9 protein-coding genes are annotated in these 15,514 nt (G+C 72.1%); 5 read left to right on the top strand and 4 right to left on the bottom strand.

What is annotated here, in order from left to right; translation table 11 throughout:
• Positions 1-40: 40 nt before the first annotated feature.
• Positions 41-415 carry a hypothetical protein gene (locus tag O7625_RS24205; RefSeq protein ID WP_282341789.1) on the bottom strand — a complete coding sequence of 125 codons (375 nt, stop codon included), beginning with the start codon at positions 413-415 and terminating at the stop codon, positions 41-43.
• An 83-nt stretch (positions 416-498) separates the two neighbouring features.
• Here O7625_RS24205 and O7625_RS24210 point away from each other — a divergent pair, with 83 nt between their 5' ends.
• On the top strand, positions 499-3,339 hold the full coding sequence (locus O7625_RS24210) for a CHAT domain-containing protein (protein WP_282341791.1): 2,841 nt from the start codon (positions 499-501) through the stop codon (positions 3,337-3,339).
• A 3,995-nt stretch (positions 3,340-7,334) separates the two neighbouring features.
• Here O7625_RS24210 and O7625_RS24215 read toward each other — a convergent pair.
• Both O7625_RS24215 and O7625_RS24220 read right to left on the bottom strand, forming a co-directional pair.
• Positions 7,335-9,146, bottom strand: a complete 1,812-nt coding sequence (locus O7625_RS24215; protein WP_282341793.1) for an ABC-F family ATP-binding cassette domain-containing protein — start codon at positions 9,144-9,146, stop codon at positions 7,335-7,337.
• 87 nt (positions 9,147-9,233) lie between these two features.
• Positions 9,234-10,811, bottom strand: coding sequence for an ABC-F family ATP-binding cassette domain-containing protein (locus tag O7625_RS24220; protein ID WP_282341795.1), 1,578 nt, complete (start codon positions 10,809-10,811; stop codon positions 9,234-9,236).
• A 333-nt stretch (positions 10,812-11,144) separates the two neighbouring features.
• Between O7625_RS24220 and O7625_RS24225 the strand changes: the two genes are divergently transcribed.
• Positions 11,145-11,513 (top strand): MmcQ/YjbR family DNA-binding protein, encoded by a 369-nt coding sequence (locus O7625_RS24225; RefSeq protein WP_282341797.1) that lies wholly within the window; start codon positions 11,145-11,147, stop codon positions 11,511-11,513.
• Between the two features lie 63 nt (positions 11,514-11,576).
• Here O7625_RS24225 and O7625_RS24230 read toward each other — a convergent pair whose 3' ends face one another.
• Positions 11,577-12,143 (bottom strand): TetR/AcrR family transcriptional regulator, encoded by a 567-nt coding sequence (locus O7625_RS24230; RefSeq protein ID WP_282341799.1) that lies wholly within the window; start codon positions 12,141-12,143, stop codon positions 11,577-11,579.
• Between the two features lie 102 nt (positions 12,144-12,245).
• On the opposite strand from O7625_RS24230, the gene O7625_RS24235 reads away from it, so the two are divergent.
• The 3 genes from O7625_RS24235 to O7625_RS24245 all read left to right on the top strand — a co-directional run bounded on the left by O7625_RS24235 (position 12,246) and on the right by O7625_RS24245 (position 15,514).
• A complete protein-coding gene (locus O7625_RS24235; protein ID WP_282341801.1) occupies positions 12,246-13,322 on the top strand; it encodes a hypothetical protein in 1,077 nt (358 codons plus the stop codon).
• A 254-nt stretch (positions 13,323-13,576) separates the two neighbouring features.
• Complete coding sequence (locus O7625_RS24240; RefSeq protein ID WP_282341803.1) at positions 13,577-14,581, top strand: Gfo/Idh/MocA family oxidoreductase; 1,005 nt, start codon at positions 13,577-13,579, stop codon at positions 14,579-14,581.
• Positions 14,582-14,590: 9 nt separating this feature from the next.
• On the top strand, positions 14,591-15,514 hold the full coding sequence (locus tag O7625_RS24245) for an ABC transporter permease (RefSeq protein WP_282341805.1): 924 nt from the start codon (positions 14,591-14,593) through the stop codon (positions 15,512-15,514).

The raw sequence follows: 15,514 nt of genomic DNA on the forward strand, positions 1-15,514 counted from the left end.
TCGTTGAGGCGTCGTCCGACCTCGCCGAGCAGTACTTCGATCACGGCTCGGGCCGGTACGTCATCGGCGTACCGGCCAGCGCACAGTGCGGCACCCGACCCCGGTCGTCGCGGTGGGCGCGGCGTGAGCAGCGGTGACCCGGGCAGCGGTAGTCGCCGTTGAGCACCACCGGCGCGAGGCCCTCCAGCTGGGCGCCCTCGACGTGGTCGGGAAGCGACGATCCGGGGCCGATGCTGCGTTCGGTCTCGGTCTCGCCGCGCCAGCCGAGCTGCCGGCAGACCTCCGCCACCGGCCTACCGGCGGCCAGGTCGTCGAGGAGCTCGTCGAGCAGATCGGTCCACAGCCCCGCCTCGGCACGTTCGCGCAGGGTGGGCACGGCGGCGCACAGCGATGCCAGCAGACGACGTTGCTCCATACACGACACTCCCGTCGGTTGACGCCCGAGCCGCCGTCGAATCTACTGAAGCCGTGCCATCCGCCGGAGGATCCGTCGATGCGGTGGATCCGCTCATCGTGGCGTACAACGACAGCGGCGACGAATCCCTGCTGGTACGGGCCGAGGGCGTGGCGCGGGGGATCCTCGCGGCTGATCCGTCCCGGGTGGACGTGCTCGCCGCGCTCTCCACCGTCCTGATGTTGCGGGGCCGCACCTCGGACCCGCAGCTCCTCGACGCCGCCGTGGCCGCCGCCGAGAAGGCGACGGCGCTGACCCCGCCCGACGACCCGTGGTGGCCGTACGTCAACGCCCAGCTCGCCCTGGTCGTCGGCTTCCGCTTCGAACAGCGACGCGCGGTGTCGGACCTGTCCCTGGCGAAGCGACACGCGGACGTCGCGGTGGCCGCCGTCGGCGAGGGCGACCCCGTCCGGATCGACGTGCTGATCCGCTGCGTGAACGTGTACCGGCTCAGCTTCGAGAGGTTCGGCCAGCTGGCGGACATCGACACGGCCGTCCGTCTCAGCCGGGAGGTGCACCGCTCGACCGACCCGGACCACCTGCTCACCGCCCGTCAGCTGCTGGCCCTCTGCCTGGTCATGCGCTTCGCCCGGACCGGCAGCCCCGGTGACATCGACGAGGCGGTCGCGCACTGCCGCAGCGGTCTGGCCGCCATGCCCGCACGGCACGTCGACCGGGCCGCGCTCAACGGTGTGCTGGTGATCGCGCTGGTGCAACGCTGGGTGGGTCTCGACGATGACGACGACACCGACCTGCACGAGGCGGTCCGGGTCAGCCGGCAGGTCGTCGCGGACCTGCCGAACATCGGCACGGTACGCGCGCAACTGCTCGCCACCCACGGCGCGCTGCTGGTCATGCACAGCCTCAGCAGCAACTCCCCGGCGCACCTGGACGAGGCGATCCGCAGCGCCCGGGAGGCCGTCGACGCGCCGACGGCCGGTACCCAGCGGGCCGGCCACCTGGTCAACCTGGCCCACTCGCTGCTCATCCGGGCCCGGATGAGCAGCGACCCGGCCGGCGTCAGCGACGCCGTCGACACCGGCATGGCCGCCCTGGCCGGCTTCTCCCCCGGCCACCCGGACCGGGCCCGCGCCCTCAACGTGCTCGGCACGGCTCTGCGGATCCGCTACCTCATCGACCACGATCCGCGCGACCTCGACACCGCAGTGGGCATGTGGCGGTCATCGTCGGCCTCCCGGGCGGGGGCCATCGAGATCCGGATGACCGCGGCCCGCACCTGGGCACAGACGGCCGCCGAAGCAGGCGACGCGGAGCTGGCCCTGGAGGCGTACGGCACCGCCGTGGGTCTGCTGCCGCTGCTGGCGTGGCGCGGCCTGGACCGCACCGTGCAGGAGAAGCGGCTGACCGCGGTGACCGGCCTGGCCGGCGACGCGGCCGCCTGGGCCATCGCCGCCGGGCAGCCCGAACGCGCGGTGGAGCTGCTGGAGCAGGGCCGTCAGGTGCTGTGGTCACAGGCCCTGCAGACCCGCAGCGACCTGTCCGCGCTCGCCGCGGTCGCGCCCGCGCTCGCCGCCGAACTCGACCGGACACGCCGCGAACTGGACGGCACCGAGGCCTCCCCGATCGTCGAGCTACCGGCCCGACCCGGCTGGGAGATGGGCCGCGACCTGCTGACCAGCGCGCTGGGCGGGCCGTACCGCGCCGACACCGAGGACGCCGGCCACCGCCGCCGGTTGGCCGAACGCTGGGAGGACCTCGTCGCCGAGGCCCGCCGCCAGCCGGGCTTCGGGGACTTCCTCCGCCCACCGTCGTTCGCCGCGCTGCGACCGGCGACCACCGGCGGCGCGGTGGTGCTGGTCAACGCCTCGCGCTGGCGCAGCGACGCGATCATCGTCACCCCCGACACGGTACGGGCCGTACCACTGCCCTGGCTGTCCCACGACACCGCACAGCGTCGTGCCGTGGCCTTCCTCGACGTGCAGCGGGCGGTCGAAGGCGGCGGCGGGCCGGCCGAACGGGTCGCGCTGCGCCAGACACTGGTGACGCTGCAACGATGGCTGTGGGACACCGTCGGGGAGGCCGTCTGCGCGGCCCTCGACGACGTCCTCGGTAGCGCGCCGGACCGGCGGCACCGGGTGTGGTGGTGCCCGACCGGGCCGCTGACGATGCTGCCACTGCACGCCGCCGGCCGGTTCGGCGCGAACGCCTCGCTCGCCGCGAAACGCCGGATCTCGGTCGCCGCCCGCTGCGTGTCGTCCTACACCCCGAGCCTGTCCGTACTGCTGCGTGCCCGCGCCACCCCGGTGCCGTCCGGGCCGCCGCGGGCCTTCGCGGTGGGGCTCGGCACCCTGCCCGGCCAGGCACCACTGCCGGCGGTCAGCGACGAGCTGCGCGCGGTCAGCTCCCACGTTCCCGGCCTACGGGTGCTGTCCGGCCGCGGCGCCACCGTCGAGGGCGTGCTGACCGCCCTCGAACGGCACAGCTGGGCGCACTTCGCCGGCCACGGCGACCAGGACTTCCAGCGACCCAGTGCCGCCGCCCTCCGCCTGGTCGACGGCAGGCTCAGCGTCCTGGACCTGGCCGGGCGTCTCGCCGCCCGCAGCCGGTCGGCCGGCGGCGCCGATCTCGCCTACCTGTCCGCGTGCCGCACCGCGGCGGGTGGCCGTGACCTGCCCGACGAGGCCATCCAGCTCACCGCGGCGTTGCAGATGGCCGGTTTCCGGCACGTCATCGGCAGCCAGTGGGCGGTCGCCGACCGGGTGGCGGCCCAGGTCGCCGACGACGTCTACGCCGGCCTGCGGGCCGGGCGGCAGCTGGACGCCGACGCCGCGGCCGTCGCCCTGGACCGGGCCGTCGACCGGGTACGCCGGACGCACCCGGACCGCCCGGAACTGTGGGCCGCCCTGATCCACACCGGCCCCTGACCACCCGGCCGACACCGGCGTCTCGTCGGCTCCGGACCCGGCGGATCCGATGAGGCCCCACGACGTCGACGTCGTGGGGCCGCCTGGGTGACACCTGTCCCGTCACGTCCACCCTGGACGTTACAGCTGGCCGGTGGCTGGGGGCCGAATCCCGCAACCGGTCGGCGGGATCCGGTCCGCGGCGACGTCAGCTGCCGGCGGTCAGACGGTCGAGAAGCCAGCCGGTCAATGCTCGGGTGGCTCCGGCCAGCACGCCGGTGATCACAGCGAGAGTGATCCGGGGGCGAAGGGGTTCGGGGCGGTCGGGGCGCTGCGGGGATCGAGTCATCGGGTGCTCCCTGGATGTCGGAGAAGAACGGCGCCGGCGCTGGCGTGCGTTCTCACCCTCAGGTCTCGGTGAGGGTGCCGACCTGAGTGCCGACGGGTGTCGAGGAGTCCACCGTCGGTGGCAGTGGGGCATCATGGGTTGGCGATGAGTGCCGATGAGTCCCGACCAGTGCGCCGCCGGCCAGCAGCGCCCGGCAAGCGCGCTCCGGTACGTCGTCCGCGGAAGCTGGCCCTACCCGATCTCGATCCCGGGCCACAGCAGCAGCTCCGCGATCTGCTTTACGACCTGCATGAGCAGGCAGGCAGACCCTCGATGGAGGACCTGGAGAGACGCATCGCCAGCGATGACCGCCTCGACGGGGCGCCGAAGAAAGACCTGATCCATCGGGTCATCTCGCGGGGCGGGCCGGCGCCGCTGGATGACGTCCGCGCGGTCGCCAGAATGCTGGCACGGGGCTGCGGCCAGGATGAGTACACGATCGCCGCGCAGGTCACCCACCTGATGAACGTGCCTGGCCGGTCGCCGGAGCCGGTGTTGGCGTCGGCCTATCTGGCACAGGTTCGTCAGATCGCTCCGCCGGTGCTGGCCGGCCGCGACGCGGAGTTGCAGGATCTGGCCCGGTTCTGTCTGGACGAGCAGGCCGGGCCGTACGTGTGGTGGCAGGCCGGGCCGTGGGCGGGCAAGTCGGCGTTGCTGTCGACGTTCGTGCTGGATCCGCCCGGCAGGGTGCGGTCACAGGTGAAGATGGTGGCGTTCTTCATCACCGCCCGGCTCGCCGCGCAGGACACCCGGCAGGCGTTCACCGCTGTGGTCGGTGAACAGTTGGCCGCGTTGACCGGTCAGCAGGTCCCGGCGGTGATCGACGAGTCGCTGCGGGAGGCGTGGCTGCTGGACCTCCTTGCCCAGGCGGCCAAGGCATGCCAGCAACGCGGCGGGCGGCTGGTGTTGCTCGTCGACGGCCTGGACGAGGACCGGGGAGTGACTACCGGCCCGCATGCGCGCAGCATCGCCGGACTGCTACCCGCCGTTCCGTCGGCGGGGATGAGAGTGATCGTGGCCGGTCGGCCCAACCCGCCGGTGCCGGACGATGTGCCCGATTGGCATCCACTACGCGACCCGAGCATCGTGCGTCGACTCGCGGCTTCCCCGTACGCCCATGACTTGCAACGGCTCGGGCAGACCGAGCTGAAGCGGCTACTTGCCGGCAGTCAGATCGAGCAGACCCTGCTCGGCCTGCTGACCGCCGCCCGCGGTGGCCTGTCCAGCAACGATCTGCGCGAACTGACCGGGGAGGGGTTGTTCGACATCGAGGAGGTGCTGCACACTGCCTCCGGCCGTACCTTCACCCGCCGCGACCTGCAGTGGGCCGGGGAAGACCACCAATCCGGGTATCTGCTCGGTCACGAGGAGCTGGCCGTCGCGGCCCGCCGCTACCTCGACCGGACCCGGCTGACCGGCTTCCGCGACCGGCTGCATGACTGGGCCGATCGCTACGGTGGGTACCGCTGGCCGCCGCGTACTCCGGAGTATCTGCTGCTGGGCTACCCACGGATGCTGGCCGTTGACGGCGAGGTGTCGAAGCTGGTCGAGTTGGTCACCGACCCGGACCGCCACGACCGGATGCTCGACCTGTCCGGTGGCGACGCCGCAGCCCTCACCGAGATCACGATGTGCCAGGACCTCGTTCTCGCCGATCCGGAACCAGACCTGGAAGCGATGCTGCGGCTATGCATCCGCCGCACCAACCTCATCGACCGCAACAGCAATCTCCCTCCCAGCCTGCCCGCTCTCTGGGCCACCCTCGGACAGCCCGCCCGTGCAGAGGCCATCGCCCGCTCGATTTCCGATGCTGACCAGCAGGCAGAGGCGCTGGCCGCAACAGCCGAAGCAGCCGCAGCCGCCGGCGACATCCTCCGCGCCGAAACCATCGCCAGCTCGATCACCAATGGCGGTTGGCGGGCACAGGCACTGGCCGCAACAGCCGAAGCAGCCGCAGCCGCCGGCGACATCCTCCGCGCCAAAGCCATCGCCCGGTCGATCACCAACTTGGGTTGGCGGGCACAGGCACTCAGAGCGACGACCCGCAACCGCAGCCATATCCTGCAGCTCGCCGACCAGGCTGAGACCCTCGCCCGCTCGATCACCGAAGAGGCCCAGCAGGCACCTGCGCTGGCCGAGGCGGCGAGGGCGGCAGCAGCAGCCGGCTACATCACTCGCGCCGAGGACCTGGCCCGCAGCATCCGCTACGCGGCACCACGGGCGCAGGCTCTCACCGCAGCAGCCCAAGCGGCTGCCGCTGCCGGCGAACCCCTCTGGGCCGGAGCCATCACCCGATCGATTACCAACCGGGAGCAGCAGGCACATGCGCTGGCCGAGGCGGCGAGGGCGGCAGCAGCAGCCGGTAACACCGGCCACGCCGGACAACTCGCCGAGCAGGCGGAGACCGTCGCCCGCTCGATTCCCAACTGGATTACCAACCGGGAGCAGCAGGCACCTGCGCTGGCCGAGGCGGCGAGGGCGGCAGCAGCAGCCGGTAACACCGGCCACGCCGGACAACTCGCCGAGCAGGCCGAGACCGTCGCCCGCTCGATCATCAACGAGACCGAGCGGGCGCGTGTGCTCGTTGTGGCGGCGAGGGCGGCAGCAGCAGCCGGTAACACCGGCCACGCCGAACGGATTGCTCGGGACGCCGAACGGCGCGCCCGCGCCATCGCCAAATCCCCGCGGGAAGTACGGCGGTTGATGGAACTGTCATCGGTGGTGGCCGGAATCGACATTGCCCTGGCCGAAAGCATCGCCCACACCATCACCCTTCCGCACTGGCAATCGCGCGCACTGGCCGCAGTGGTGGACACGGTGGCCGGAACCGACCCCGACACCGCCGAACGGATTGCCCGCACCATTCCCGCCCCGGACGTCACCGCACAGTCGTTGGCCGTGGTGGCGACGGCAGTGGCCGCAACCGACCCCGACAGGGGCGAGCGGTTGGCGGACGACGCCTTAAGCATCGCCCACTCTGTCCCCCGCCACGACCCCAGGGAGATTTCTCCGACCCTGGAAGCCATTGCTGTAGCGATGGCCAGCACCAACCCCGACAGAGCTGTGGAGATCGCCCGCAGCATCCCCGACACGATCTCAATAACAGGTGCCCTGGTTGACGTGGCCCGTGTGGCAGCCCGCACCAATCCAGATACTTCCGAGCGGATTGCCCACACGACCGATCACCCGAACGATGAGGCAGAGGCATTGGCCGCCGTGGTGGCAGCAGTGGCCGCTATCGACCCCGACAGAGCCAAACAGTTGGCCGACAAGGCCGAACAGTTGGTGTACGAACTCCACGCCACCGAGCAGTCACGGGGACGGTCGTTGGCCGCGCTGGCGGCAGCCTTGGCCCAGGTCGCCCCGGACACGGCAGAACGCATCGCCTACTCCATCACCGACCGGCGAAGGAAGGTGGAGGCACTCATCGCCGTGGCGGCAGCCGACATCGGCCGGGTCGAACGCCTGGCCGACGATGCCGAACAGACCGCACGAGCGATTACCGATCCGGACAAGCAGGCACGGGTGCTCACCGCGGTAGCCCAAATGTTCGCAGCCGCCAGTGACCTCGACCGGGCCGAGGCCGTCGCCCGCTCGATCACCGGCCCAGAGCAGCAGGCGGCAGCGCTCACCGCGGTGGCCCGGGTGGTGGCCGCCGCTGGTGACGCCCGCCGGGCTGGCCGAATTCTGGCTGAGGTGCTGGCGGCGGCGTCGTGGCAGGTACCCCTGGCGGTCCTGGCAGAGTACTGGCCGCAGACGGTGATGCGGTGTGTGGAGGCGTTGTCCGGCAACGAACGTTCGCGATCCGCGGGACGGCCCTGACGTCTCCCTGCCGCACGACGCGCCCGGCCGCGAGGGCGAGTTCGCCGCCCCGCCACCGCCCGTGCAGCATCCGGTCGTGCGCGACCACGACGACCGCCCCGGGGTAGCCGTCGAGGGCCGCCTCGAACTCCTCGACCAGCGCGAGCGACAGATGGTTGGTCGGCTCGTCGAGCAGCAGGAGGTCGGCGTCGTGGTCCAGCAGGCGGGCCAGCGCGAGCCGACGTCGTTGCCCCACCGACAACGCCCCGACCGGGGTACGGAAGTCGGCCGGCCGGAACAGTCCGAGTGACCGCAGCCGCTCCCCGTGCTCCTCGATGGTGCCCGCCCGCCCCTGGCCGAAGGCGACCAGGAGACTGACGTCCGCACGGGGTGGGGGCACGTCCTGGGACAGGTACCCGGTCCGACCGTGGCGGTCGATCGTGCCCCGGTCCGGGCGCAGCCGACCCGCCGCCACCTCCAGCAGGGTGGACTTTCCCGCCCCGTTGGGTCCCGACACCAACAGCCGCTGGCCGGCGTACAGCACCAGTCCGTCCACGTCGAGCCGCCCGTCGACCCGTACGCCGCGCAGCTCCAGCACCGGCCCCTCGCGGTCGTCGGCGTCCAACGGAGCGTGCAGGTGCAACGGCTCGGGCGGCTCGGGCACCGGCTCGGCCCGTAGCCGTTCGAGCCGGCCGGCCGCGCTGCGGACCCGGGTGGAGACGGACTCCTGCACCCGTCTGCCGTCGCCGTTGTACTTGCACTTGTTGTGGTCCCTGATCGCCCGGCCGGGCGCCACCCGGTAGGCGGTGGTCGCGCCCCACCGCGTCCAGTGCGCGATCTCGCCCGTCCACTGCGCGTACGCCTGCTCCCAGCGCTGCCGGGCGGCACGCTTCTCGGCGAGGTAGCCGGCGTAGCCGTTGCCGTACCGGTGCACCGTCCGCCGGTCGCCGTCGACCTCGACGATCGCGGTGGCGACCCGTTCCAGCAGCAGCCGGTCGTGGGTGACGACCACGACCGTGCCGTGGTGACCGCACAACCGGTCCTCCAGCCAGGACACCGCCTGCTGGTCGAGGTCGTTCGTCGGCTCGTCGAGCAGCAGCAGCTCCGGTTCGGCGGAGAGCACCCCGGCCAGCGCGAGCCGGGCGCGCTGGCCGCCGGAGAGCGTGCCGAGCCGACGGTCCCGGTCGAGGTCGCCGATGCCGAGCCGGGACATGGCCGACTCGACCTTGGCGTCGGCGCGGTACCCGTCGCGCAGGTCGAAGGCCGCCCGCAGCGCGCCGTAGTCGGCCATCCGCGCGGGCGAGGCGGAGCCGAGTTCCCGCTCGGCGGCGGCGATCCGCCGTTCCAGCTCACGGATCTCGCCGAGCGCGGCATCGACCGCGTCGCCGACGGTCGCGTCGTCCGGCAGGTCGACCACCTGTCCCAGGTGCCCCACCCCGCCGGCCGCCATCACGACGACCTCCCCGTCGTCCGGACGGTCCCGGCCCGCGATCAACCGCAGCAGCGTGGACTTGCCGGAGCCGTTCTCCCCCACGATGCCGACCCGCTCGCCGGGCACGATGGTGACGGAGACGGCATCGAACACGCAGCGGTGGGCGAACGACCTGCTGACCTCCCGGAGCGTGAGCTGACCTGACATGGGAACCTCCGATCGTCGGGCGCGGAGGACGGACCATCCCGGGTCCAGCAACCGGACCGGGACGTGGCCCACGCGGGGATTGTCGATTCAGGCGATCCTGCCGCTGACCAGGCAGAGCTCGGAGCCTTCCCAGCCGCGCCGCAGCCAGCGGTCGTGCGAGGCCACGACCACCGCGCCGGGTGCCGTCCGCAGCGCGTCCTCCAGCTCCTCGACCAGGCTCAGCGAGAGATGGTTGGTCGGCTCGTCCAGCAACAGCACGTCCGGCGGTGTGGCCACCAGCAGCGCGAGCGCCAGCCGCCGCCGCTGCCCGACGGAGAGGTGACCGAGCGGGCGGTCGACGTCGCACGGAGCCAGCAGACCGAGCCGCGCCAGCGACACCGTGTCGGCTCCGGCCGTCGCGTCGTACACCTGCCGCGCGGTCAGTTCGTCATCGGGGAAGTCGACCTCCTGCTCCAGCAGGCCGACCGTGACGCCGCCGGCCCGCCGCACCTGTCCGCCGTCCGGAGCGAGACGACCGGCGATCACCTGCAACAGGGTGGACTTGCCGGCGCCGTTCGGGCCGGTGACCATCAAGCGCTCCGCGGTGGACAGATCGAGCCGGTCGACGCGCAGCCGTCCGCCCACCGTCACGCCGGACAGCGACACCGCGATCCGCTCACCCGCCGGCCGACCGGTGAGCTTCGCCACGAAGGTCAGCGGCGCCGGGGGTCTGCGCACCTGGTCCCGGGTCAACTCGTCCAGGCGTTGCTGGGCGTTGCGCACCCGCCGGGAGATCTGCCGCTGCACCCGGCCGCCGTGCCGGTCGTACCCGATCTTGTTGTTGTCCCTGATGGTCCGCGCGTGGTTGACCGCCCGCGCGGTGGTCCGCACGGCCGCACGGAGTTCTTCGAGCTCCTCCTGCTCGGCCGCGTACTGCTCCTCCCAGCGGATCCGCTCCCGACGCTTGGCCGCCAGGTATTCGGTGTACGCGCCGCCGTAGCGGGTCACCGTGCCGCGCGTCGGGTCCAGGTCGACGATGTCGGTGCAGACCCCGTCCAGGAACATCCGGTCGTGCGAGGCGACGACGACCACCCCGGGCAGCCCGCGCAACCGCTGCTCCAGGAAACCGACCGCCTCGTCGTCGAGGTGGTTCGTCGGTTCGTCGAGCAGCATCGCCTGCGGCTGCCGGATCAGCAGGGCGGCGAGACCCAGTCGGGAGCGCTGGCCACCGGAGAGCGTGGCGAGCGGTCGCGACCGCTGCGTGGCGGCCAGCCCGAGCCCGGCCAGCACGAGTTCGGCACGGCGGTCGGCGTCCCAGAGGTCGTGGTCCTGTGCCCACTCCAGCAGGTCGCCGTAGGCGGCGAGCACGTCGGCGTCGTCCGGCCGCCGTTCCAGCTCCCCGGTCAGCTGCGCCAACCTGGCGCGGGCGGCCCGCAGCTCGGTGAGCGAGTCGTCGATGACGTCCTGCACCGCCGCATCCGGCGCGAACGGCAACTCCTGCCACAGGAAACCGCAGTCGGCCGGGCGCCGCAACTCGCCGGCGTCGGGTTCCTCCACCCCGGCCAGCAGCCGCAGCAACGTCGACTTCCCGACGCCGTTCTCGCCCACCAGACCGATCCGCTGACCCGGGGACGCGGACAGCGACGTCCCGTCGAAGATCTGCCGATCACCATAGGATTTCGCCACATCACGGGCGCACAAAAGACACTGTCTGACATGTTGACACCTGCCACCAGAGAAGATCGAACCTGAAAGGCGATCGGATCCGTTCGCCCGTGCGGGCGTCCCCTGATCGGGCAGGATCGCCGCAGGCACGGGCGGGGCGCGGTGTCAGTAGATCATGAAACTGATCGTACTGATGCTCCCACTCACCGTCAATCGAATGGGCGCGGACCCGCCGACCTGACCGCCATCACGGCCCCCACCAGGCGATTCGCGATCCGACGGAGCGGGGACACCCGGCTGGAGGAGCGCTGGCCGAGGCGACGGGAGGGCCGGGCGCCGTTGTAACCTCTGCGGATGGCTGACGCCGATGATGTACGCCGGCTGGCGCTCGCGCTGCCCCGCGTGGTGGAGATCGCCAGCGACGGCTTCGACTTCCGGGTGGAGAACAAGGGATTCGTCTGGTCCTACCCGGAACGCCTGCCGGGAAAGCCGCGGATGATCCGTACCGACGTCGCGGTGCTCTACGTCGGCGACGAGGCAGAGAAGCAGGCGCTGCTCCGCGGCGAGCCCGACCTGTTCTTCACGACGGCCGGGTACGACGGTCTTCCCCTCGTCATGGTGCGCCTCGCCGAGGTCTCAGCCGAACGCCTCGCCGAGCTGATCGTCGACGCATGGCGGATGCGTGCCCCCGTCGAACTGCGGGAGAGCCTCCAGGACGGATGATCGCCGGACGCGGGGCGGAGCACCTGGCACCGGGGGGGAGCGAGGAAGTCACCCGAGCCAGCACTACGTGTCGAGGGTTGCCCGCAGCGTGTCGAGGGCAGCTTCGATGATGTCGTAGAGCTTGCGGTCGTCGTCGGTTTCGAGCCAGGCGGTGACCGACACGTACATCAGGGTCGCCGACGTCTCGGCGAGCAGGGCGGCCCGGGTCGGATCGAGGCCGCGGGCGTGGAAACCACTCTGCATCGCGGCGGCCAGCGCGGCCCGCTTCTGCAGCTCACGCTCGCGTAGGCCGGCGTCGGCCGTGACGATGGCACGCCACTGCCGGATGGTGTCCTTGCGGCCCTCGAACCGCGCCTCGGCGACGGCGCGCAGACCCGCCAGGACGATGGCCAGCGGGCTGGTGCCGGCCGGCGCCCCGGCGACGAGTTGCTCGGCGTATGCGGGCAGTTCGGCCTCGTCGGCGAAGAGCACCTCGCGTTTGTCGGCGAAGTGCCGGAAGAACGTGCGTGTCGTCAGGCCGGCCCGCGCGGTGATCGCCGGCACCGTGGTCGCGGCGAAGCCCTGCTCGGCGAAGAGTTCGAGGGCCGCGTGCTGCAGCCGCTCGCGCGCGTCGGGTTGCCATCGTGCCATGCCGGAATGGTAGCCGCGATGACATGGCGTGTCGTCTTCGGTACGGTCATGACACGGCGTGTCATCAACGGGATGCTCGCCGCACCAGGGCGGAGCTGTGCCATGACAGACGTGTGGATTCTCGGCGGGACCGGTCGCAGCGCACGGGTGATCGCCGCCGAACTACAGCACCGGGGCATCCGGCCGGTCATCGTCGGTCGAGACGCCGGACGGCTCGCGGCCACCGCGAACGGCCTGCCGACGATGGTGGCCGGATCCGTCGCCGAGACGGCGGACGCGATCCGGCGGGAACGGCCGGCCGTGGTGGTGAACACGATCGGGCCGTTCACCGACACCGCCGCGCCGCTGCTGGGCGCGTGCCTGCCGGCCAGCGACTATCTCGATCTGTCCAACGACCTCGCCGCGGTGTCGGCGACTCTCGGCCGCGGCGACGCCTTCGCGGCCGCCGGCCGCACCGCTGTCACCGGCGCCGGGTTCGGCGTGACCGCCACGGAGAGTGTCGTGGTGAAGTTGTGCGACGGACGGCCGGTCCCGCGGCGGGTCCGGGTCGACATGGTGCCGTCGCTGACGGTCGAGGCCGGCGTCGTCGGCGACGCGCTCGCGGGCACCCTGGTGAACGGCCTGCCGGGCATCGAGGGCGGCGGGCGGTTCCAGGGCCGGCGGTACCGCGATGGCCGGCTCGTGCCCGACAAACTCGCCGGCGACCCGATCCGGCTCGTCCTGCCGGACGGTTCGACCGTCACCACGGCGAGCATGCCGCTCGGTGAACTGATGGCCGCCCAGCGGGCCAGCGGCGCCGCGGACGTGGTCTCCGCGTCCAGCGAGGCCCCGACATCGCCGGTCGTCCGCGCGATCCTGCCGGCGGCGACCGCGCTGCTGAACATCGGGCCGGTCCGCGCCTTCACCCGCCGGCGGCTGGCCGCGGTGCGGTTCAAGGCGGCACCGAAGCCACGCGAGCACTCGTGGGGCCATGCCGTCGTCGAGTGGACCGGCGGCGGCACGCGCGAGGGCTGGCTGCGCGTCGGCGAGGCCCAGGCCTGGACGGGCGCAGTGTCGGCCGAGGTGGTCCGCCGGCTGCTCGACGGGCAGGGCAGGCCGGGCGCGTACACCCCGGCCGCGCTTTTCGGCCCCACCCTGGCCGAGTCCTGCGGCGGCGAGTACCAGATCCTCGGCGCCTGACCGCCGTCGGTCGCCGCCCGCACCAACGTCGGCGCGGCCCCGTGTCGCGGTCGGCTCCGTGGCTGCTCGGTGCTGCGGGCGGGTGACGCTGCTGTCGGTGGTCCCGGTGGTGCCGCGCCATCGCGTGGATGGCTACCACCGAGCGTCGATCTCGCAGGTCGGGGGCCGGATGCGGAGATGAGTTCGTGTCTTGCGCGACCTGGACCGCAGGTGTACAACTATCGGAGCTAGGTACACATCTAGCTTTCGGTGGTATGCAACAGTGGGGGCCGGGTGTGGACCGCTTACGGATCGGTGTTGTCGGAGTCGGGGTCCAGGGACAGCTGCACGCCCGTGCGCTGCGCGACGTGCGGCAGGCCGAACTGGTCGCCGTCGCCGACATCTCGCCGGCCAACCGGACATGGGCCGAGACCCAGCTCGGCGTCCGGGCCGTCGCGGACGTCGGCGACCTCCTCGACGAGGTGGACGCGGTGAGCGTCTGCACGCCGGACCACCTACACGAGGAGGCGACCCTCGCCGCGCTCGCCGCGGGCAAGCGGGTGCTGCTGGAGAAGCCGATGGCGCTGTCGCGGGCCAGCTGCGACCGGATCATCGCCGGCCGGCCCGATCCCGACGCCTTGATGATCGGCCACGTGCTGCGGTTCGACCCCCGGGTGCTGCGACTGCGTGAGGTGGTGCGCTCCGGCGAACTCGGGGACATCTGGCACGTCAAGGTGTGGCGGTGCACCTCGCAGGCGGTCGGCGAGGGGATCTGGGACCGGACGTCGGTCGCCTGGTTCCTCGGCATCCACGACGCCGACCTGCTCCGGTTCGTGACCGGCCGCGAGGTCGAGGTCACCGGCGCGGTCGGCCGCAAGGTGCTCTCGCCCAGCCACGACGTCGTGCATGCCACGGTCCGCTTCGACGACGGCGCCATCGGCACGATGGAGAACACCTGGACGCTGCCGCACTCCCGCCCGTCGCGGGCCGACGCCGGTCTGCGGATCGTCGGCGAGCACGGCATCCTCGAGATGAACCTCTCGCACAACGACCTGCTGTACGCCCGCCGTGACGGGGTGGCCAGCTTCATGGACACCTACTTCTGGCCGAGCCGCGACGGCGGCGGCTCCTACAACCTGCGTTCCGAGCTGGAGGCGTTCGTCGACGCCGCGCTGACCGGGGGGCCGACACCGGTCAGCGGCGAGGAGGGCCGCGCGGCCGTCGCCGTCGTCGAGGACATCGGGGCAGCGCTGGCCGGCGACCCGCCGCCCGGTCACTGAGGGGTCCGGATGCTGCGGTACGCGCTGCGACGCCTCGCGATCTCGGTCCTGGTCCTGTTCGGTGCGGCGACGGTGGTCTTCTTCGCGATGCGGGCGGTCTCCGGCGACCCGGCGACCGCGGTGCTCGGCCCCGACGCCGACCAGTCGGCCGTCGAGGCGCTGCGCCGGGAGTACGGCCTCGACGCCTCGCTACCCGTCCAGTACGTCCAGTTCCTCCGGCGGGCCGTCGCCCTCGACTTCGGTGAGTCGTTCCGGCTCCACGACGCCGCGACGAACCTGGTGCTCACCCACCTGTCGGCGACGGCCGCCCTGGCCCTGACCGCCTTCGCCATCGCCCTGGTCCTCGGGTTCGCCCTGGGCACCCTGGCGGCGACCCGCCCCGACGGCGTGGTGGACCGGGTGGTGTCGGTGCTGTCGATGCTCACCCAGTCCCTGCCGACGTTCTGGGTCGGCATCATGCTGATCCTGGTCTTCTCCCGGTTCCTGCACCTGCTGCCCAGCTCCGGCGCGGCGTCCCCGGCCGCGATGGTCATGCCGGCGGTGACGCTGGCCCTGCCGCTGCTCAGCGTGGTGCTCCGGCTGGTGCGCTCCGGGTTGCTCGACGTGCTGCACGAGGACTACGTGGTCACCGCCCGGGCCAAGGGCCTGTCCGAGACCCGGGTCGTCGGCTGGCACGCGATGCGCAACATGCTGATCCCCGTCGTCACCGTGGCCGGCCTGGAGTTCGGCAGCCTGCTGGGCGGCGCGGTGATCGTCGAGACCGTCTTCGCCTGGCCGGGGGTGGGTCGGCTGATGACCGACGCCATCGCCGCCCGCGACTACTCGGTCGTGCAGGCCTGCGTGATCACCGTCGCGGTGATCTTCATCGTCATCAACCTGCTCGTCGACCTGCTGTACGTCCGGCTGGACCCCCGGGTCCGCGAGAGCGTCTGA

It is taken from the genome of Micromonospora sp. WMMD714, from assembly GCF_029581315.1.
GTDB lineage: Bacteria > Actinomycetota > Actinomycetes > Mycobacteriales > Micromonosporaceae > Micromonospora > Micromonospora rifamycinica.

What these genes read in the sequence shown, in the direction of transcription:
- O7625_RS24245 (WP_282341805.1), top strand. Translation starts at nt 14,591, where the DNA reads ATGCTGCGGTACGCGCTGCGACGCCTCGCGATCTCGGTCCTGGTCCTG.
- O7625_RS24225 (WP_282341797.1), top strand. Translation starts at nt 11,145, where the DNA reads ATGGCTGACGCCGATGATGTACGCCGGCTGGCGCTCGCGCTGCCCCGC.
- O7625_RS24240 (WP_282341803.1), top strand. Translation starts at nt 13,577, where the DNA reads ATGCAACAGTGGGGGCCGGGTGTGGACCGCTTACGGATCGGTGTTGTC.
- O7625_RS24235 (WP_282341801.1), top strand. Translation starts at nt 12,246, where the DNA reads ATGACAGACGTGTGGATTCTCGGCGGGACCGGTCGCAGCGCACGGGTG.
- O7625_RS24205 (WP_282341789.1), bottom strand. Translation starts at nt 415, where the DNA reads ATGGAGCAACGTCGTCTGCTGGCATCGCTGTGCGCCGCCGTGCCCACC.
- O7625_RS24215 (WP_282341793.1), bottom strand. Translation starts at nt 9,146, where the DNA reads ATGTCAGGTCAGCTCACGCTCCGGGAGGTCAGCAGGTCGTTCGCCCAC.
- O7625_RS24230 (WP_282341799.1), bottom strand. Translation starts at nt 12,143, where the DNA reads ATGGCACGATGGCAACCCGACGCGCGCGAGCGGCTGCAGCACGCGGCC.